The following is a 20,453-nucleotide window of genomic DNA, read 5'->3' as shown; positions in this document are numbered from 1 at the left end:
CTCTTTAATTATAATCCCATTTTAACTGAATTATAAAAAAAAGACCACTCATTCGCTAACCAAACTAAAAAAAACTATGACGCAAGTATCTAGTGCATCATAGTCTTTTTAGTTATTTTCTTAATTGAATACCCGATTCTTTAATAAAACGAGAGGGCTTTAACTGCCTATTTCCTTTCAGCTGCGGCACACACAAATACAGCCGATTTCGAGCCCGAGTCATCGCAACATAAAATAAGCGACGTTCTTCCTCAATCGTCGTCACAGGCTCCACTTTGATTTCCTCAGATGAGACGGCTTCTTTTTCTGCTGCACCGTTATGTGGCAATGCTCCTTCATTACAGCCGATCAAGAAAACATTTCTATAGCTCAACCCTTTACTTTTATGGATACTCTGAATACATAACGCATCTAATTTCCCTTGTCGGTAAGCAATCAAACGTGTTTTTAGTTGTTTTGCTTGAGATTGAATCGATTTTTCTAAGTCAATCAATTGTGGTAAAGTTGGTTGTTTTTTGATTTCTTCTAGTAACCAATCACGCTCTCCTTGCTCGAGTTCTTTCTTTACTCGTGGAAGATTGATAAATAGTTGCCAAAACAGGTACATGTTTTTTCTTGGTTGCTGAGTGAAATCTTGCAATTCTTTTACTAATTGTTGAAATTCCTTATGCCGTGATTTTAATGAGGGTTTCGCTTGAATAATGTACGTAGTGAGTTCATTATCTGAGTGCTTTTGGAAGAAGAAACGATCACATTCTGATTTTTTCAAGTAGCAATTAATCATGATTTGCCTCAAAATTTGTTGGTAGTTTTGATCTTTTTTCTGACCAGTTGTTGCTCTTTGCCAGTCAAGAAGTCTTCTATATAGTTGTTGAAAGTTTCGTACACCAAAAATCCCTTCATAAGGTGTATCTGCCTCAAGGACGAATGGAATATCTGTTTGTAAAAGATTTTGGACTAATTTTTGTGTTTGCGAAAGCGAACGGTACAAAATAATAGACTCTTTGTATTTACCTTTTTGTCTGATAAACGTTTGAATCTGGCGAATCACCCATTGGCTTTCTGTTTGTGAATCCTTAAAAGAAATGGCCTCCATAACACCCTCTTCTTTTTGTGCAGGAATCATAGCTTTGGGAATGCGATCACCCTTATTGTAACTAATCAACCGGTTTGCTCCTTGAACAATCGCGGCACGAGAACGATAATTTGTTAATAAAAAAAGTGTTTCAGTCGGATATTCTTGTTCAAATTCCTTGATGTAGGCTGGCTCTGATCCGCGGAACCCGTAAATACTTTGATCGTCATCCCCAACTACGACAAGCTTGATGTTTGTTCCTTTAGTAATCAATTTTACAACTGCCCATTGTAGGGGATTTGTGTCTTGAAACTCATCAATAAATAAAAAGTCATACTTCTTACCAACAAACTGGCGAACATTTTCATTAGCTAATGCTTCTTTTAAGTTTTGCAAAATATCATTAAAGTCAGCTAGATGTTGTTGCTGTTTTAACTCTTTCAACTCCATCATCAACAGTCCGATACGCTCAGAAAGTGGTTGATTTGTGTTCTTTTCTGTACTATCAAACTTTTCCTTTACCAAATGGATAATTTCTTCTACAGAAAGATTCATATTCTGCCAATAATCCAAACGTGCCGACAAATTTTTCTCACCATGCTGGTCAAAAGAATAAAGATTATATTTACGAATCAAGTGTTGTAGAATTGCTCCAATTTTTTGGCTTGAATCTTTGGAAAAATCTCCATGGATACCTTGCATCGCAATGTCTGGAAATTCTTTACAAATTTCATTGTAAAGACGAAAGAAAATACTATGGAATGTTCCGATATGTACCGCTGTTTTATGTTGGCTAAAATTATCCACTCTTTTTTTCAATTCGTTCGCTGCATTTCGAGTAAATGTAATCATCAAAATCCGTTGTTCAGCAACTTGTTTTTGGGTCATCAAGTAGACTGCTTTTGCACAAATCGTTTGCGTCTTGCCACTGCCGGCACCAGCAATAATACGAAGATTTTTTTTCATATCGTAGGTGATTGCAGCTTTTTGCTCTAAGTTAAACTGATTATAAGATCGTTTTTCCATCATTTTAAAAAACGAATCATCCACTACATCAGCTGGCTGTTCTTCTTCAATCAATCCAGGTGCTTCCCCGTAAGCAGCCTCATAACTAGCAATTATCTCTTCTTGTAGTCGAAAGATTTGTTGAAGTTTATGGTATCTGTTTTTCCAAGACTTCAGCTCATTTTTTAACCGTAACATTTCTTTTTCATTTAGCTGAGTAATTAGTGCCACCAACTTTCTTTTCAAAATTTTCTTATTTATCTTGTCACTCTTGTTTTCTTTATACTACCAGACCTTTATTGAAAATGAAACGCCGTTATTCAATCACTTTGTTTCAGAAAATTTATCATTTTTTTCGGAAAATTATGCTAAGATAGAGGCAGTTAAATTAAGTAAAATAATAATTGAAGGTGGAAAAATCATGCGTACTTCGTTTCACGAGGATCGTACTATCGGGCTGTTACTAACTTTTATTGGTGGTGCAATGGATAGTTATACTTATATTCATTATGATGCTTTTGCTTCTGCACAAACTGGTAATATTATTCTTGCAATTATTCAAGCCTTCGACGGGGAATGGATTAGTTTTGGAAAAAAGGTGTTATCAACTCTTTTCTTTTTCATAGGTATTTTATTAACTAAGTTTTTGATTGATTATTTTAAAAAACGTGAGAAGCATTTTTGGCGTTTATTTGTTCTTTATTATGAAGCACTGATTTTTTTCATCGTTAGCTTAAAAATAATCAATATCCATCCCTCACTGGTAACAATTTTAATTGCCTTTACAGCTGCAATCCAGTGGGTATCATTTGACAAAATCAATGGACGTGCCTATACAAATCTTTTTACAACCGGAAATTTGAAAGGTGTGGCAACTAATCTTTATGATTTTTTGATTTCGAAAGAAAAATCTGATTTTGACCAATTTTTTCACTTTCTCACAGTTGTACTAGCTTTCATTTTAGGAGCAGTCGCTTCCGTTTTTTGTTACCATCTATTCGGCGCACGAGCTATTTTATTAGTATCATTTCTCTTTTTAGTAATGGCCCTCAGCCAAACATTTCAACTTTGGCGGTTCTTCAGAACCAATCAATATCCACTTTAAGCGATTGGAATACAGTGATTAATTTAAAAAGGCACAACAAAGCAGAAATATCTTTGTCGTGCCTTTTTCTTATTTACTTTTCGCAAGAAAAAATTCCTTTTGCTTCTGGAACTAAGGTTGTATACTGAATTTTTTCGTTCGTTGCTACCTCGCCCATCTCTTTAGCTCGGGCTTTAATCAACTGAACGATTTGTTCACCACATTCTGGTTCCGCTACAAAGTCATAACGATCTCCATCTATCACTAGTTTGGGACAGACATCAAACGCATCAAACCATTTCTCATAACGGCGGTTTAATTCTTGATAATAAGAAAATAACTCAGGATTTTGTTCAATTTGTTCGTATTCCCGTCCACGCTTTTTGATGCGCTCTAGCATCGTTTCAAAAGAAACCCGAATATAAACTAATAAGTCTGGCTTTTTTTGGGGTGCAATATCTTCTAGTTCATTCAGCATCGTCTCAAGTAATCCTTGATATTGCTCAACTTCTACTTTTGATACTCTTCCTAAATCCGCATTTAAATGAAAAAGCAAACTGTCTTCGTAGATAGAGCGATCCAGTACATTATCATCATGACCAAACGCATCTTTGATTGCTAAAAATCGTTTATTTAAAAAGAAAATTTGTAATAAAAAAGTATACTTTTCTGGATTTGAGTAGAACAAAGGTAAGACCTCGTTATCCTCAACATTTTCATAAAATGGCTTAGTTTCTAAATTTTGTGCTAACATTTCAGTCAGTGTACTTTTTCCAGCTCCGATAGTTCCCGCAACAATAATCACAATTATCGGCATCCTTCCTTTTATAAATTCTGCTCCCTATTTTAACACAAAAAAAGACCAAGCTTTTCACTAGATAATAACAATTTTTCTGCTATTTCTTGAAAAGTTAGTCTTTTTAATTACAAAATTGAACTATTTGAAAACAACTAGTTCCTGTTTACTTAGTTATTTTCAATTAAAGCGTTCGATTTGCGAACAATCAGCTGCCATTGTAGATTATCAGCTGTTTCAGTTTCATCTGTCGCACATTTCATTACGCGAATCATTACACTATTTTCATATATTTTTTCGATTTTCCCTTTGACTGGTGATTCAAACAAATCCGAATGAAATTCGTAAGTTTCGCCTACTTCAAATAATTGTTCATTTTCCATAAGAATACCTCCATCACCTTTTATCAGGTTAGTACTTTTTTAACATAGAAATAAAAAATTAGTTCACACGCTCAAAAAAAGCCTTTCTAACATCAAAACTGTGAAATTTTTTCACAAAATTCACAAGAATCGGTCATTTTGCATAACAATTAAGTGAAATTCTACAGTTATGAGTTGAAACACACATTTTATGAGTGAACCGTTTTTATTCTCTTTTTTTTATTACACTTTTAACTAAGAGTTTTTAGCTATTTTGTATAATGTGGGGAAAATCTTTGATTAGCGATGATCCCTAAAATTTATATATATGTCTTCTCGCGCGAAACATCAGATTCCAACGGCAAGTTAACACTCAGATTTTTAACCAACCAAAATATGAACATAACAAATAATACAGTTCATTTACTGAAACATGTTTGATACATAGCCAATTTATTTTAAGTAAAGGAGTATTGATATGATCCCGATTTACATTTGTGAGAAAAATCCACGGCAATTAGAAATTATCACAACCGTTATAAAAAATCAGATCACGCTTGAAGATCTCGATAGTTACGTTGCTGTTTCTTCAACTGATCCAATTGAATTTCTTGAAATTGCCCGTCATCGAACTACTGATTTCGGTATTTATTTTTTGGATACAGACATTAAAAATCATGAATTGACTAGTGTTACGCTTGGGAAAGATATTCGTCGAATGGACCCGTTAGGTAAAATCATTTATGTGACAGCTAACCCTGACTTTTCTTTAGAGATTCTAAAAAATCGTATTGAACCCACCGATTATATTTCGAAAGAAGATGTCTTTGAGTTAAAAGATCGTTTAGAACATATCTTAAGTAAAATCTTTCTTAACTTTCATAACTCTCAACCTCAAAAGGACATCTTTAAGCTAGAATTCAACGGGGAAATCAAGTTTCTCCCACTAAACGAAATTCAATATTTTTCTACGTCATCAATTACACCTCATAAGCTTGAAGTACACATGACACATGCCCATCTACAGTTTTATGATAAAATCAAAGACATTGAGAAAAGAAATAATTATTTTATTCGTTGCCATAAGTCATATGTTATTAATAAACTCAACATTCGAGCTATTGACAAGAAAAAAAGGGAAGTCACTTTAGCAAATGGTGAAACAGTTCCTATCTCGATTCGTGGTTTAAAAAAAATCATCTCATAACAAACTTACTCCTCAATTTGTTAGCATTTTGCTGATTCGTTGAGGAGTTTTTCAAAAAATAAGATTTCTTTCGCATTTAGTTTGTTTCATTTTCTTTTTCGTTTAACTTCTGACTATAATAAAAACAAAAGAGAAAAAAGGAGGAAAAAAATTGAACAAAAAATCGAACTCTCGACTGATTCAATTTTTAGGGGGAAAAACCTCTTATTACGTACTGGGTTTATTAGTTATGCTTGCCTTAGTCATTTATGTGTTTTGGCAAGTTGCCTTTATCTTTCAACCCTTAGGAGTTATTTTTGCAGCATCATTACCACCTGTACTATTTGCACTTATTTTATATTATTTACTAGATCCACTCATTCGACGCCTGAGTAAACGAATGTCACGTAACATTGCCGTCATTTTGGTATATGTCTTGATTTTTGCTGTAATTGGTTTAGGAAGCGTGTGGTTCGCTCCTTTCTTACAACAGCAAGCAACTGAATTATTTAATAGCTTACCGAACTTATTCAATGATTTTCAAGAAGGTGTTAGAAATATTTTAGAACACACACCTTTCGCCAATAAGTTCAATGAATTCTTTTCTTCCATTGATAATTTTACAGATCAAGCAACATCTTTCATCGGTAATTACTGGGAAAGTGGGGCACAAAGTATCAGTAATCTGTTTTCTGCCGTAACAACTACTTTTATTACTCTGTTTACTGGTCCTATTGTTGCCTTTTTCTTACTTCAAAATCCACATGGGTTCTACCGATCGGTCTTAAAAATCGTACCACCAGCATTTCGTCAGGATTTCCAAGAATTGACTAAAATTGCTAATCAACAATTGGGTGCATTTTTGAAAGGGCAAATTATTTCTTCGTTTATTTTAGGAGCCATTTACTGGGTCACATTTTTACTCATTGGTATTGATTTTGCTAGTATCCTAGCTATTGCCGCTGGTATATTATGTATCATTCCTTATATCGGGCCGTTCATTGCCTTCTTCCCCGGACTTTTTATCGCCTTCCAAGATTCAACATTTATGGTCATCAAATTTGTCCTTGTGTGGTTCATTGTCCAGTTACTCCATGGTGATTTAGTTATTCCGCGTGTGATTGGGAACAGACTACAAGTTCATCCTATAACGATTTTGATTGTGTTGCTTGTTATGGGTGACTTACTTGGAATCATGGGCGTTATCTTTGGTATACCAATCTATACTTTACTAAAATTACTGGTTGTCTTTTCTTTTAGAAAATTCAAGCAACGTTACAATAAGTATTACGGTGATAAAGGAGAATACGAAGAAGCAGATTTTTCAGAAGACGATTACTTTGATTGATGTTTATCTGACAATAAAAAGAATTCCTACTCAATTATTCGCTGAGTAGGAATTCTTTTTATTTCACAAGCAATGCAATCGCTTGGTACGGTTTTAGCGTCAATTCTTTACTTATCACTGTATCAGAATAGTTATCAATCAGTCTTTCGCCTTCAACAAATTTTTCTGGAAGATCAATTTTAGTTGTCTTTTCATAAAAATTAGTTAAAACAAGTAATTTTTCATCTCCATAAGATCGTAAGAAAGCATAAACTTGTGGATGTTCTGGTGCATAGGCTTGATAATCACCTTCAGAAATCACCAGATGTGTTTTGCGTAGCTGAATTAAGCGCTGATAATAGGCAAAAATTGATTGTTCTTGCTCATTTTTTGCTGCCTCGACGTTGATTTCAGGATAACTGGCGCCCACTTTCAGCCATGGTGTTCCTTCAGTAAAACCAGCATGTTTTTCGTTGGTCCACTGCATCGGTGTTCGTGAATTATCACGGGATTTAGCTTGGATTCTATGAAAGGCTTCTTGCTCTGATAGACCTTTTTCTACTAACATTTGATAAGCATTTTTACTTTCAATATCAACATAATCATCCATAGATGTAAACGCCGGATCAATCATCCCGATTTCTTCCCCCATATAAATATAGGGTGTTCCCCGATTCAGATGGATCAACGTCGCTAACATTTCTGCCCCTTGTTTTCGATAATTTTCTACTGAAACAAACCGGTTCAAAGCTCGTGGTTGATCGTGGTTATTTAAAAACCAAGCATTCCAACCATTCCCCTTACTCATTTCTTCTCCCCACGTATGGAACAAACGTTTTAATTCTTCAAAATCAAAAGCTGGAGTTGTCCACTTATCTCCATTTTCATAATCAACTTTCAAATGATGAAAGTTAAAAGTCATTGTCAACTCATGACGGTTAGGTTCAGTGTATAAAATACAATTTTCAACGGTAGTTGCACTCATTTCGCCAACTGTGATAATCTCTGGATCTCGTCCAAAAGTTTCTTGATTCAACCATTTTAAATAATCATGAGTGATTGGCTTATCCGTATACTCAGGTTTCCCATCATTCACTGGATTGTCTTTCAACACTTCATCTTTTCCAATAACATTGATGACATCAAACCGAAATCCTTTCACGCCCTTTTCCATCCAGAAACGAACGACTTTAAACAACTCTTCGCGAACTACCGGATTACGCCAATTCAAATCTGCTTGAGTAATATCATATAGATGTAAATAATATTTTCCTGTTTCTCCAAAGGGTGCCCATGCGTTTCCACCAAATTTTGAAACCCAATCAGTTGGTTCATCACGAATATAGAAAAAATCTTGATAGTATTTATCACCCGCTAGTGCTTTTTGAAACCATTCATGCTCAATCGAAACATGATTCAAAACCATATCAAGCATAAACTCGATTTGATACTCTTTCCCTTCTTTGATTAATGCTTCAAATTCATCCATCGTCCCAAACAATGGATCAATCGCTAAATAATCTGAAATGTCATACCCATTATCTTTTTGTGGACTGGGATAAACTGGATTTAACCAAACCATATCAATACCTAACTCATGTAAATAAGGTAGTTTCTCTCGAATACCATTCAAGTCGCCAATTCCATCATGATTCGTATCGTTAAATGATTTTGGATAAATTTGATAAATGACTTTTTCTTTAAATGACATATACTCGCCTCCATTAAATTAGTCGCCTTCGAACTTATATATACAAGTTATTCAAAATTATTATAACTGAAAAGGAAGCGTTTGTAAAACTTACTCGACTACTCTCAATCAGATAACCTATTCTTTTTAGGTACCCTAATTTTCTTTTTTGAAAATCATTCTTAGTTTCTCTTTATCAAATGATTTCGTTTACTTCTTTAACGTTTCATGGGAAAATAACCACAAGATTTAGTTAGGAGTATAAAAAGTTATGGTGAAAAAAAAAGTAACGATTAAAGATGTCGCACAGCGATCCGGTGTCTCGATTGCCACTGTTTCGCAAATTCTAAATGGTAACCAAGATAAATTTAGTTCAAAGACAGTCGAAAAAGTCCTAGCTGCCAAAAATGAACTTGGTTATCAAGCCGATTATTTTGCGCGTCAGATGATTACGAAAGAGACAAAAACGATTGGTGTACTTGTTCCTGATATTACGAATCCTTTTTTCAATCTGCTCATGCGAGGGATCGAAGAAATTTTATATCAACAGCATTTCGTGACCATTCTTTGCAATGCTGACTCTAATCAGCAAAAAGAAGTCCAGTACCTTTCAGAACTAACTCGTCGTGGTGTAGATGGTTTTATCATTGCTTCTTCTGTCATTTCTACTCAGGCAATCAAGCAGGACTTACAACAACAGGGTCGCCCATTTATCGTCTTAGATCAAAAAAAAGCAGAAGAGTTTAGTGACTCCGTGCGTACGGATGATTTTCGTGGAGGCTACTTAGCTGGCACGCACCTGTTCTCTTTAGGGCATCGACAAGTTGCCCTCGTTTACCCAGAAAATCCGCCAGCAAATATCCAAGAACGTATCGAAGGGTTTAAATCAGCAGCTGATGCTTATCAAATTGACTATGGTCAACTGCTTCTCATTCCAACAGCTTTTTCAAAACAAGGTGGCTACCAAGCAACTCACCAAATCGTTGGTTCTAAAACAACTGCTATTTTTGCATTGAACGATGAATTAGCATTTGGCTTGTACCGTGGACTAGAGGAATTAGGTAAAAAAATACCTGAGGACTATAGTATTATTGGTTACGATAATGTAGATATGTCTGAGTATGTAAAGCCTAAACTTACAACGATTGCACAACCAATCTTCGAACTGGGTCAAGAAGCAGCGAAACTTTTACTAGAACGTATCCAGCATCCTGAAAAAAAACCGGAAGAAAAACTGCTTCCAGTTCATTTAGAAAAAAGATTTTCAACAGCACCCTTGAAATAGCTTTCAAGGTGTGCTATATTTTAGCCAAGTTATTAAAACGTTTTAATAAAACGTTTTAATCTATTTTCTTGCAAGGAAAAATGTCATCAACTTTTTGGAGGTTTGAAAAATGAACACGGTTACAGTTATTGGTAGTATCAATATGGATACAACTTTACGTTTAAAAAAAATGCCTAAACCGGGCGAAACTATGCACACAAGCGACATCTTCCATTCAGGCGGAGGAAAAGGTGCCAATCAGGCTGTTGCTGCAAAACGTTCTGGTGCAAACACGGCTTTTATCGGCGCAGTTGGCGCTGATAGCGAAGGCACTACTTTACTTGAGTTATTGGCAAAGGAACAGATCGACATCTCAGGTATTTCCACAATCCCTGACACCGCAACTGGTCAAGCAATGATCATGGTTGATGATGCGGGCGAAAATAGTATTTTGATCCATGCTGGTGCAAATAATGCCTTTCATGAAGCAGAAGTTCAGCAACAAAAAGCGTTGATTGAAAACAGTGACTTCCTGATTGCACAATTTGAAAGTAGTTTAGATGCGACATTGGCTGCATTTAAATTTGCTAAAAAAGCTGAAAAAAAAACAATCTTAAATCCTGCACCCGCTCTTGAAACAATTCCAGCGGAACTACTGGCACAAACCGATGTCATTATTCCAAATGAAACTGAAACAGAAATTATTACTGGGATTGAAGTGACAGATGAAGCAAGTTTATTGCAAGCTGCAACTGCTTTTCATCAGCTTGGAATTGAGACAGTGATTATTACTTTAGGAAGTAAAGGTGCCTTCTATCATACTGCGACTGAACATGGTATCGTGCCTGCTTTCAAAGTAAAAGCAGTTGATACTACCGCTGCAGGAGATACGTTCATTGGTGCTTTAAGTAGCCAATTGAATCCAGATTTCAACAATTTACCAGAAGCCGTTCGGTATGGTAACCTTGCTTCTTCTGTTGCTGTCCAAAGTTATGGTGCTCAACCATCAATCCCTTATCGTACAGACTTAACATTTGAATAACAGACCACAAACAATGAATGAAAAGGATGGATCTTGATATGAAAAAAAGTAAAGTTATTAATTCAGATATTTCTAGAGTTATTTCACAAATGGGACACTTTGACAAATTAAGTATTGGTGATGCTGGCATGCCTGTACCATTTGGAACTGAAAAAATCGATCTTGCTGTCACAAACGGCGTACCCAGCTTTATGACTGTCTTAGAAAACGTCCTAGAAGAACTAGAAGTTCAATCAATTGAACTAGCAGAAGAAATAAAGACATTGAATCCTGATGTACTAGAGCAAATCAAACAATTGATGCCTGAAATGCCTATCGTGTTTATACCTCATGAGGAAATGAAACAAGACCTAACTCATTGCCATGCTTTTATCCGTACTGGTGAAATGACACCTTATGCAAATATTATTTTGGTGAGCGGAGTGGTTTTCTAATGGAAAAAATCATTCAGCCAGAACAACTTTTATTGTCGGAACAAGTTCAACTTTTGCTTATTCAGTTAGGCGGGAAAAATAATATTGAATCTATCACACCTTGTGCCACTCGATTACGCATTCAACTAAAAAAACAACCAGCAACGGAATCAAAAGAAATTATTCAACAAATTCCCAATGTAAAATATTTCATTCTTTTAGAGAAATATGCAGAACTCATTATGGAACAAGGATTAAATGAAACATATGAAGCTTTAAGTCAACAACTGGATCAAACTGCAACCAAAGAAAAACTGAACCCCATCGAAAAATTATTTGGCTTGATTTCTGAGATCTTTACACCAATCATCCCACTTTTTGCCGGTTCAGGGATTTTAAAAGGATTAGTTGTATTAGCAACGACGCTTGGTTGGTTAAATGAAACTAGCGGAACTTACCATATCTTAGCTGCTGCTTCCAACGCTGTCTTTTATTTCTTACCTATTTTTCTAGCCTTTTCTGCAGCCAAGACTTTTAAAGTCAATGGCTATATTGCTGGTGTCATTGCAGCTGCTTTAATCGAGCCAAATTTAACCAGTCTTTTGACCAACGGTGGGAAAGCTTCGACTGATTTTCTAGGTATCCCCGTGGTACTAATGCAATATACTTCCACGGTGATGCCAGCTATTTTAGGAATTTTCTTTTACTCTTTTGTTGAAAAATTTCTAAAAAAATATATTCGCGAAAGTATGCAATTAGTTTTTGTTCCCTTGCTTTCATTAGTGATTACAGTGCCATTGACGTTGATGGTATTTGGCCCTGCAGGTGTGTACTTGGGTGAAGGATTAGCCGCTGTTATCACTTGGATGATGGATATCAATGGACCAATTAGTGGTGCAATCATTGCTGGTGGATGGAATATCTTAGTGATTTTCGGTATTCAGTGGGCTGTCAATCCAGTCATGATTAGCAACATTTCAAGTTTTGGCTTTGACCGCATCGTTCCATTAACTGGGGCAGCAAACTTTGGGATGGCTGGAGCAGCTTTAGGTGTGTTTCTAAAAAGTAAACAGTCAAGAACACGCTCGATATCTGGCTCGGCATTTGCTTCCATTTTATTAGCTGGCGTCACTGAACCAACTGTTTATGGCATTGCCATTCCTTTGAAAAAACCTTTTATAGCTGCTTGTGTCGGTGCTGCGGCTGGTGGCGCGGTCATGGGATTTGCAAAAGTAAAAGCAATTGCCTTTGTTTTTGGCAGCTTGACCACTCTTCCTGCATTTATTTCAAGTACTTTTTGGTGGTACGTCATCGGTCTTGCGGTCAGCTTAGTAGTTGCAATGATCACCACTTTAGTTAGCGGGTTTGATGAAACTTTGATGCCTCAAGAATAACTTTCTCCTCCAAACAATGAGTTTTCTCACTGTTTGGAGTTTTTTTTATTTTTTACGTCCCTTTATTTCACTATTTTTTTGTCGAAATGTTCATCTTCTGGTACAATTGGATAGAGTATGCGTATCTTATTTTGAACCACACCTTTTCCCCAACAAAGTAAGAACGGTACCCAAAAATTTAAGCCAGACAACTTTTACTCGTAACTATGCCAGCTACTCTGTCAGAAAAGTTGATTCTTTCATTGAAAATGGAGAGTCACTTTACCAGTTAGAGAGTATTTTATGAACTACTTGGATATGAGCAAAAAAAAAAACAAAAAGGATTAGATGACTATGAAGAATAACAAGGCAATTCGCCTATTAGCAGCTACGTGGCTCATTGCTCCGACTGTCTTATCTACTCAATCCGTTTTTGCAACAGAAGAACAGCCAGTTGCAACGACCGAAAGTTCAGTCGTAGCCTCGGAACAACCTGAGACTAGCACGTCAAACGCGACAACTTCTACTGGTTCTTCCTCTCAGTCAGAGAGCGAAACACCAGCAGAAGCTACTTACACAGCAACAATTAATCCCGCATTGATTGGTAAGATCACTATTACAACAATGGATGGGCAAACTTTATCAGTTAATGAAAGTGGTGTCTTAACTGGGTTAACAGAAGGGACACAACTGAACTACAAGATTACACCAAGTGCTGGAGAACAACTTGCATCTGTTCAAATCGATGGTGTTCAAACAGTTGATTACACAAATCAAACATTTGTTGTTGGTAGGGCCAACTTAGTAATCGATGCAACCTTTGAAGCTATTCCTGAGTCTTCAACAGAAGAGCCAACAGAACCTTCGACTGGTCCAAGTGAAGGCACAGGTAGTACTTCAGACAGCTCAACAGCTCCGACAGAAGAAAGTACCACTCCTGATTCAAGTACTACAGAAAGCAGTAGTACAACAGACTCTTCTGGTAAAGGGAATACATCGAATTCCAGCAATAATAAACCATCAAAGCCTGCTGGATCAACGAATAGTTCACAAAAGGGTTCTAAACCAAACACTGGAAACAACTCTTCAACAAACGTAACACAACCAAAGACAGAAAGTCCTTCTGCTTCAACTTCTGACTTTGTTACAAAAACACCAACAGATGCCGTTTTACCAGCGAATACTACAAGTGTTCAACAGGCAATCGTCAAAGAAGCATACAAATATCTTGGAAGTCCTTATGTTTGGGGAGCAAAAGGCGCTTCAACTTTTGATTGTTCTGGACTAGCTTATTATGTGTACATGCAAGCCACTGGTCATTATATTGGTGGCTGGACAGGTGAACAACAATACGCTGGTACTCAAATTCCAGTTAGCCAAGCACAACCGGGTGATTTGTTATTCTGGGGACCATCTTCTGGTGTGACACATCATGTAGCTATCTACATTGGTAATGGACAATACATTCATGCCCCTCAACCAGGTGATCACGTTCGTATCACTTCTATTGCTGATTACACGCCTGACTTTGCTGTTCGGGTGAACTTAGCTGGTTTGCCAGTAGCATCTGGTTCATTAGCTAATTCTATTGGTTCCTCTGCTTTAGATAATCTAGGTGATTTTTCTTTTTCTAAAAATCAATCAACCGATGATTTTTTAAAGGAAATTGCTGATTTTGCTCAAGAGATTGGACAAAAAGAAGGAATCTACGCTTCAGTAATGATGGCACAGGCTATTCTGGAAAGTGGTTCAGGAAATAGCTTATTAGCTAGCGAGCCAAATTATAATCTTTTTGGAATCAAAGGTGATTTTAAAGGTTCAAGTGTTTCTTTTAACACACTTGAACAAGACGAAAATGGCCAAAGCTATCAAATCAAAGCTCAGTTCCGCAAATACCCTTCTTACAAAGAAAGCTTGGAAGATTACGCTGATTTAATCAAAAATGGTTTATCTGGAAATAAAGATTTCTATAAACCAATTTGGAAATCTGAAGCTAAATCTTACCAGGATGCTACAAAATATCTTGAAGGTCGCTATGCAACAGACAAACAATATTCGAAAAAATTAAATGCAATCATCAAAGCGTACGATTTAACAAAATATGATGAAGCTAAAGAAGAACCGATTAAAACACAAACAAAATCAACTAAACAACTTCTGATTGTACCAACTATTTGGAAAAAGAATCATTTAACGTTTAGTGACGTATTAGATTTACCTATCGTCAAATCTAATATCAATTCACCAGCTTTCCTTTCTGAATTGAAAGTCGCAAATGTTTGGGAATTATGGTATCACTTTACTGTGAATCAGATTCCAGAAACACGAACACTAACAGCTCAATCAAATGAATTACCAATGGTTAGTTTCTTAAGTTTAAACAAATCATTTTGGTTAGACTTTCCACTTTTTAAATAAAGTAAAAGAGCTTCAGACAAGACTTGTCTGAAGCTCTTTTTTATGTCTTCTTTCACTTATTAGATTTTCTGTGCGCCATCCCCAATATGAGCAACATAGAAATCAGGCGCATAACCAATTTTTTCTAGATAAATTTCTTTAACGTTATCTTCAAATATTGGAATCGCCGCTTCTTTCACTAATGCAATCGCACATCCACCAAAGCCTGCTCCTGTCATTCTAGCACCCAAAACCCCTGTTTGTGCTTGCGCTGCTTGAACTAAAGTGTCCAGCTCAATACCTGTCACTTCATAGTCGTGCTGCAAGGAATCATGGGAGGCGTTCAATAGTTGGCCAAATAAAACTAAATCACCCGCTACTAAAGCATCTTTTGCTTTCAACGTTCGTTGATTTTCTGTCACTGCGTGCTTTGCACGCTTTGTTAAAATAGCATCTTTAATCACTTCGCTGTAACGTTGAAATGTTTCTTCATCTAATTCTCCTAATGATTGGATATCGACAACTTTTTGTAGACGTTTCAATGCTTCCTCGCACTCACCACGACGTTCATTATATTTCGAGTCTGCTAGTTCGCGACGTTTATTCGTATTCATGATGACAATTGCATAGTCTCCCAGTTCAGTCGGTACCATTTCATAGACTAATGTATTTGTATCTAATAAAATAGCTTGTTCTTTTTGGCCAAAACCAATTGCAAATTGATCCATGATTCCTGAGTTGACTCCAATAAATTCATTTTCAACTTTTTGACCGATTTTAACTAATTCCAAACGACTGATTGGTAAATCATACAGTTCCTCTAACATGACGCCTACTAGTAGTTCCAACGAAGCACTACTTGATAAACCAGCACCATTTGGGATCGTTCCTTCAATCACAAGTTCAAAGCCGTGAGTAATCGGATAGCCTGCTTCTTGGACTTTTAAAATGAATCCTTTTACATAGTTTGCCCAATTATCTTCTTTTGTATAGTTTAAGTTATCCAAAGAAAAAGTAATTACGCCAACTTCTTCAAAATTTAGGGAATAAACTTTTACTTGATTGTCATCTCGTGGTGCAGCTACACCATAAGTCCCATACGTAATGGATGCTGGAAACACATGTCCACCATTATAGTCTGTATGTTCCCCAATCAAATTGATCCGACCTGGAGCAAAGAAAGAACTAGTTGCTTTTTCTCCAAATAATTTATGAAATGCTGCTGTTACTTCAGCTATTTTTTCCATCTGTATCCCTCATTCATCTATTTTTTTATTTGATATTCCGTCACAAATACACGTGCTTGATTAGGTAAAAGCGTAATATCGCCAAAACTTTCAAATCGTTCTGACCCAGGAGCTTCTTGCGTTTCAAAAGTGATTCCGCCATGGTTCACTAATTTGTCTCCGTGCATAACTGGTGCCTCATCACCAAAATTAGCAGTAAACAAAACGATGCTTCCTGCATTGGTCGCTATTTGGATTGCAACCTTTTTATCAGGACTAGTTAATTTCGCTACTGGATTCATTTCTCTCGTCTTCTGTAAAAAAAATGGATGATCCATTCCACCAACCATTTTAGCTTGAGGAAAGTCACTAGTAAAAACATCTGAAAGTTCTTTTGGTGTTGTAAAATCGAATGCTGTCCCTTTAACTGGTGCTACTTCTCCTTTTGGAATCAAATCTTTTTGTAAAGGAGCAAAAAAGCGACTTGCTAACCACAATTCGTGCTGATCAATTGGTTCAGTTACATCACCGGTTAGATTAAAGTACACATGATTGGTTGGGTTGAATAAAGTCAATTGATCACTAATTCCACGAATGCTCATCCGCCAAACATCATCATTTGTTAAAGTATAGCGCGCTTCTACATCTAAATTACCAGGAAAACCATTATCTTGATCAGGACTTGTTAAATAAAAAATAACAGAAATTTCATTTTCACCCTTGATAATCGTATACGGCCAATTTTTCGTTTCAAAGCTAGGATCTCCGCCGTGTAAACAATGACCTGTTTCTTCACTGATTTTCGCCTGATACTCTTGATTGTCTAAAACAAATTTTCCTTTAGCGATTCGACCAGCTGTTCGACCGATTGTTGCACCGATATATGCGTCTTTTGCAAGATATTCTTCTGCTTGATCAAATCCTAGGATCAATTCCCGTTTTGTTCCATCAATTAACGTCTGTAAATGTACAATTCGTGCGCCAAAATCCGTAACGGCTAATTCTGTTTTTTGATCATTGATCAATGTGATCAAATGAGAATTATTTCCAAATTCTTGTTCTTTGACTTGCATACTGCCGCCCTCTTTCCATTCCATAGTTGATTACTTCATGTTTATTATAACAAGTAATCGCTTTCTTTTTATTGCTATCATGTGATACAAATTTAACTTTTTGTTGCATTTTTTTTCGAGAAAGCGTACCTTGAAGAAAAGGAGCTGAGCAGATGGAACAAACTGTATTTTTACGAAAAGAACATCATTTTTTATCAAGTGAACTTTACTTTAACTTTTGTGGATTTTCTAAAACGATGCCTTTCCACTCTTTTGGTCCAGCTATCCGGCAGCATTTTGTCCTACATATCATCTTGGATGGGGAAGGTGTGTATTCGGTCAATCAGCAACAGTATCATCTAAAAAAAGGAGATTTATTTCTCATTCGCCCTGGTGATCAAACTTTTTATCGTTCCGATGTGACCAATCCTTGGGTCTACGCATGGCTTTCCTTTGGTGGAAAAGAAGCTGAGGAACTAATTAAACACTCACCTTTTAAAGAAGATGAGTATACTTTTCGTTCAAATCAGTTAGTTGACTATAGTCAGTTGATTTTAACTTGTTTTGATTATGCACCAGATACACTACTGAACGAAATCAAATTGAACGAGTTATTGTATCGTTTTTTTGAAAAATTGCTAGTAGATGGTGGAAAAAATCACTTAAGTACACCTCAAAATATCTCGCGTTTGACGATTGAAGCAATCGAATATATCCAAGCGCATGCAACAGAGGAACTCACTATTCAAGAAATTGCTGACGCATTATCCGTCAACCGCAGTCACCTCTCTCGCACCTTCCATGAAAATATCGGAGTAAGTGTCAAAGAATGGTTGCTGGGTATCAGAATCAATCGAGCTGCTTTTTTATTGCTGATGTCAGACGATTCAGTTGAAAATATTGCTTTTCAGTCAGGCTTTCATAGCTTAGTTGTCTTTAGTCGGACTTTTAAAAAGAAGACTGGCGAAACACCAACGGCTTATCGCAAACGAGCTAGTCAGAAAAAACATAACAATCTTTCATTAGAATCTGTTATGGAGTTATTAGAACATCAAGCAATCGTAGGCCGAGCTACTTGAGTTTCGCATTAAAAATCAGACTAGAACGAATCATCAAAAATAAAATGACTAGTATATTTTCATTTTTACTTGCACAACACCTAAAGAAAGAGGCTGGGATCATAAACTTTCCCAACCTCTTTCTTTTTGAACTTCGATTAAATAAACGATAAAACAAAACTTGTCAATTTGAAAACCTTCCAAGGTTCAGACGGAAATTCAGAACTTTAGTCTGTTTTGACGTTAAACTACTTCTGTTTCAAACACTTCTAACTCATTTATTTATGCTTGTTTCTTTAAAACGATTCCTGTGTACAACCATGTCGTTATCACATAATAGATAAAGTATAGGACAAAGAAAATTGTAAATGGAATCCATAAGTTATCATAAGGATCACTCATCAATAACTTGAACATTTGTAAGCCGAACAAGACGTGAACAACACCTAAAATACCAGGTGCTAAGAACAAGACACCAATTTCTCTACGAATCGATTGTTTTAATAAACCTTGTCGTGTTCCAATCTTCTGCAACATTTCATAACGTACTTGGTCACTCTTACTTCCTGAAAGGATCTTGAACATCAAGCAACTTGCTAACATCGTCAAGAAGGCTAAACCTAAGAAGAATCCCATAAATTCAAATCCAGAAAATGCACCATTGAATGTGTTGTACACATCTGCTTTTTGAGTAAAGCTATAGTTCACGTCTTGAAGTGCTGGGTTGTTTGTTTTATTTGTTGCTACCAGTCTTTCAATGTTACTTAATTGTTTTTCAAAATCAGTTACTTGAACTAATTGTAGTGACGTTTCTGGTAAATTCAATTGAGCAAATTCTGCTTGCGAAATTAATTTGATTTCTTTTGGTTGTTGTTCAGGCAACTCGTAATCTCTTAAGCTATCTTGAAATTTCAGTTCGTTTGCTAATTGATCGGCAGTGATTTCTTTGTCTTTCGGTTCAACTGCTCGATCTGTACTTGTTTCTTTAATCAAAAATGGTGTTTGTTCAAACTCTTCTGTCACATAATATATCGTTTGCTCGTCTTCTTTTTGCGTGTAAGAAACATTTAATTTGGGGGCTAATTTCGTTACTTCTTGTTGGTCAACTTTTTGTGCATTGTTTAGCACAAGATCATAAACAGTAAAGCTATTTGTTACTTTTGAAATTTCATTTCTAAATCCTAAGCCAACAGTCAAAGCCCCTAGTGCTAGAGCAAATAGCATTGCTACCATTGAAAGCATTTGTGTATACTCACGAATACGGAAACTTAGTTGTGAAAAAGTAAAGTTGTTTAGTTTTCTTAATGCAATACTATCTGCTTTTTTCAATAAAGATAAGCAGAAGATAATAACGGAATGGAAGATGAAATATGTTCCTAAAACAATAGTAACTAAAGCTACTCCAATTCCAAACAACTGAAATTTCGCTAAGTTTTGCATCATGTAATAACCACATGTTAAGCAGGCAATCCCCAATACCACTTCAAGAAAGAAGAGAAATTTATGTTGTTTCATTTGTGTTGGTGTTTGATCTGCACGAATCAAAGTTAAAATTGGTTTTTTTACAATTGAAAAAGCATTAACAATAGCTGCTAATAAAAATAAAATAGAGAAAAACGCAATTGTAATCAATAATCCATGTACACTAAATGGTGAAAAATTTGAAATTTTAACATTCAATTGTTGGACTAATAAGTGATTGACCACACTCGTTAAACCAATGCCGACAACGGAGCCAACTAACGTTGCTAAAATCCCCACGATAAATGTTTCTGAAAAAATCATTTGTGCGATTTTTCGTCCTTTCGCACCTAACATCATAAACATCGCATAATCTTTTTGACGCATCGTCATTAAAAATGAGTTGGCATAAAGAATATACACAAAGGTGATGATTCCTAATAAGACAGATCCTAAGCGAAAAATGATTACCGTTGAAGCAATTGTCGAATTGCTTTTCAGAAAAGCTTCATTACTTGCCATTGACTCAAACATATAAAAAATTGCTGACGCCATAACTAATCCTGAAAACAAGACTAGATAGTCACGCAAGCGGCTTTTGATACCAGTAAGTGATAGTTTCCAAAGCATATTTTTCTCCCC

Annotated in this window: 16 protein-coding genes; 9 read left to right on the top strand and 7 right to left on the bottom strand. The window is 36.0% G+C overall.

All coding sequences use genetic code 11. The features are described 5' to 3' along the window. Positions 1-112: 112 nt before the first annotated feature. Entirely contained in the window at positions 113-2,278 is a 2,166-nt protein-coding gene (locus AC4BD1_RS01875; RefSeq protein ID WP_490486008.1) for an ATP-dependent helicase, read from the bottom strand. A gap of 223 nt (positions 2,279-2,501) precedes the next feature. Between AC4BD1_RS01875 and AC4BD1_RS01870 the strand changes: the two genes are divergently transcribed. Beyond that, complete coding sequence (locus tag AC4BD1_RS01870; protein ID WP_206910924.1) at positions 2,502-3,185, top strand: YoaK family protein; 684 nt, start codon at positions 2,502-2,504, stop codon at positions 3,183-3,185. Positions 3,186-3,258: 73 nt separating this feature from the next. On the opposite strand, the gene AC4BD1_RS01865 is transcribed toward AC4BD1_RS01870, so the two are convergent. Then, positions 3,259-3,981 (bottom strand): deoxynucleoside kinase, encoded by a 723-nt coding sequence (locus AC4BD1_RS01865; RefSeq protein WP_490466819.1) that lies wholly within the window; start codon positions 3,979-3,981, stop codon positions 3,259-3,261. 149 nt (positions 3,982-4,130) lie between these two features. Beyond that, positions 4,131-4,343, bottom strand: a complete 213-nt coding sequence (locus AC4BD1_RS01860) for a hypothetical protein (protein WP_206899307.1) — start codon at positions 4,341-4,343, stop codon at positions 4,131-4,133. A 457-nt stretch (positions 4,344-4,800) separates the two neighbouring features. Between AC4BD1_RS01860 and AC4BD1_RS01855 the strand changes: the two genes are divergently transcribed. Both AC4BD1_RS01855 and AC4BD1_RS01850 read left to right on the top strand, forming a co-directional pair. Then, a complete protein-coding gene (locus AC4BD1_RS01855; RefSeq protein WP_490466818.1) occupies positions 4,801-5,529 on the top strand; it encodes a LytR/AlgR family response regulator transcription factor in 729 nt (242 codons plus the stop codon). Between the two features lie 151 nt (positions 5,530-5,680). After that, positions 5,681-6,856 (top strand): AI-2E family transporter, encoded by a 1,176-nt coding sequence (locus AC4BD1_RS01850; protein ID WP_490485746.1) that lies wholly within the window; start codon positions 5,681-5,683, stop codon positions 6,854-6,856. A gap of 58 nt (positions 6,857-6,914) precedes the next feature. Here the strand turns inward: AC4BD1_RS01850 and treC are convergent, their stop codons facing one another. Then, on the bottom strand, positions 6,915-8,546 hold the full coding sequence (treC, locus tag AC4BD1_RS01845) for an alpha,alpha-phosphotrehalase (protein WP_206910940.1): 1,632 nt from the start codon (positions 8,544-8,546) through the stop codon (positions 6,915-6,917). 250 nt (positions 8,547-8,796) lie between these two features. On the opposite strand from treC, the gene rbsR reads away from it, so the two are divergent. From rbsR to AC4BD1_RS01820, 5 genes are all read left to right on the top strand, one after another. Next, positions 8,797-9,810, top strand: a complete 1,014-nt coding sequence (gene rbsR, locus AC4BD1_RS01840; RefSeq protein WP_206910941.1) for a ribose utilization transcriptional repressor RbsR — start codon at positions 8,797-8,799, stop codon at positions 9,808-9,810. Between the two features lie 109 nt (positions 9,811-9,919). Further along, positions 9,920-10,831: a ribokinase gene (gene rbsK / locus AC4BD1_RS01835; protein ID WP_490466817.1), complete on the top strand. Its 912-nt coding sequence runs from the start codon at positions 9,920-9,922 to the stop codon at positions 10,829-10,831. A 38-nt stretch (positions 10,832-10,869) separates the two neighbouring features. Next, entirely contained in the window at positions 10,870-11,265 is a 396-nt protein-coding gene (rbsD, locus tag AC4BD1_RS01830) for a D-ribose pyranase (RefSeq protein WP_490485745.1), read from the top strand. Then, positions 11,265-12,638, top strand: a complete 1,374-nt coding sequence (locus tag AC4BD1_RS01825; RefSeq protein ID WP_490466816.1) for a PTS transporter subunit EIIC — start codon at positions 11,265-11,267, stop codon at positions 12,636-12,638. Before rbsD ends, AC4BD1_RS01825 begins: the two co-directional genes overlap by 1 nt. Before the next feature lie 333 nt (positions 12,639-12,971). Then, positions 12,972-15,035 (top strand): C40 family peptidase, encoded by a 2,064-nt coding sequence (locus AC4BD1_RS01820; protein ID WP_490485744.1) that lies wholly within the window; start codon positions 12,972-12,974, stop codon positions 15,033-15,035. 59 nt (positions 15,036-15,094) lie between these two features. Here the strand turns inward: AC4BD1_RS01820 and AC4BD1_RS01815 are convergent, their stop codons facing one another. Next, entirely contained in the window at positions 15,095-16,261 is a 1,167-nt protein-coding gene (locus AC4BD1_RS01815; RefSeq protein ID WP_490485743.1) for a galactokinase, read from the bottom strand. Positions 16,262-16,278: 17 nt separating this feature from the next. Then, the gene (locus AC4BD1_RS01810) at positions 16,279-17,313 is read right to left on the bottom strand and encodes an aldose epimerase family protein (protein ID WP_206910985.1); all 1,035 of its coding nucleotides are present in this window, start codon (positions 17,311-17,313) and stop codon (positions 16,279-16,281) included. A 152-nt stretch (positions 17,314-17,465) separates the two neighbouring features. On the opposite strand from AC4BD1_RS01810, the gene AC4BD1_RS01805 reads away from it, so the two are divergent. After that, a complete protein-coding gene (locus AC4BD1_RS01805; protein ID WP_206910949.1) occupies positions 17,466-18,371 on the top strand; it encodes an AraC family transcriptional regulator in 906 nt (301 codons plus the stop codon). 261 nt (positions 18,372-18,632) lie between these two features. On the opposite strand, the gene AC4BD1_RS01800 is transcribed toward AC4BD1_RS01805, so the two are convergent. Further along, positions 18,633-20,441, bottom strand: a complete 1,809-nt coding sequence (locus AC4BD1_RS01800) for an ABC transporter permease (protein WP_490485742.1) — start codon at positions 20,439-20,441, stop codon at positions 18,633-18,635. Positions 20,442-20,453 lie beyond the last annotated feature (12 nt).

The sequence above is a fragment of the Enterococcus sp. DJ147D b genome, from assembly GCF_058216655.1.
This window is presented reverse-complemented; position numbering and strand designations above follow the sequence as displayed.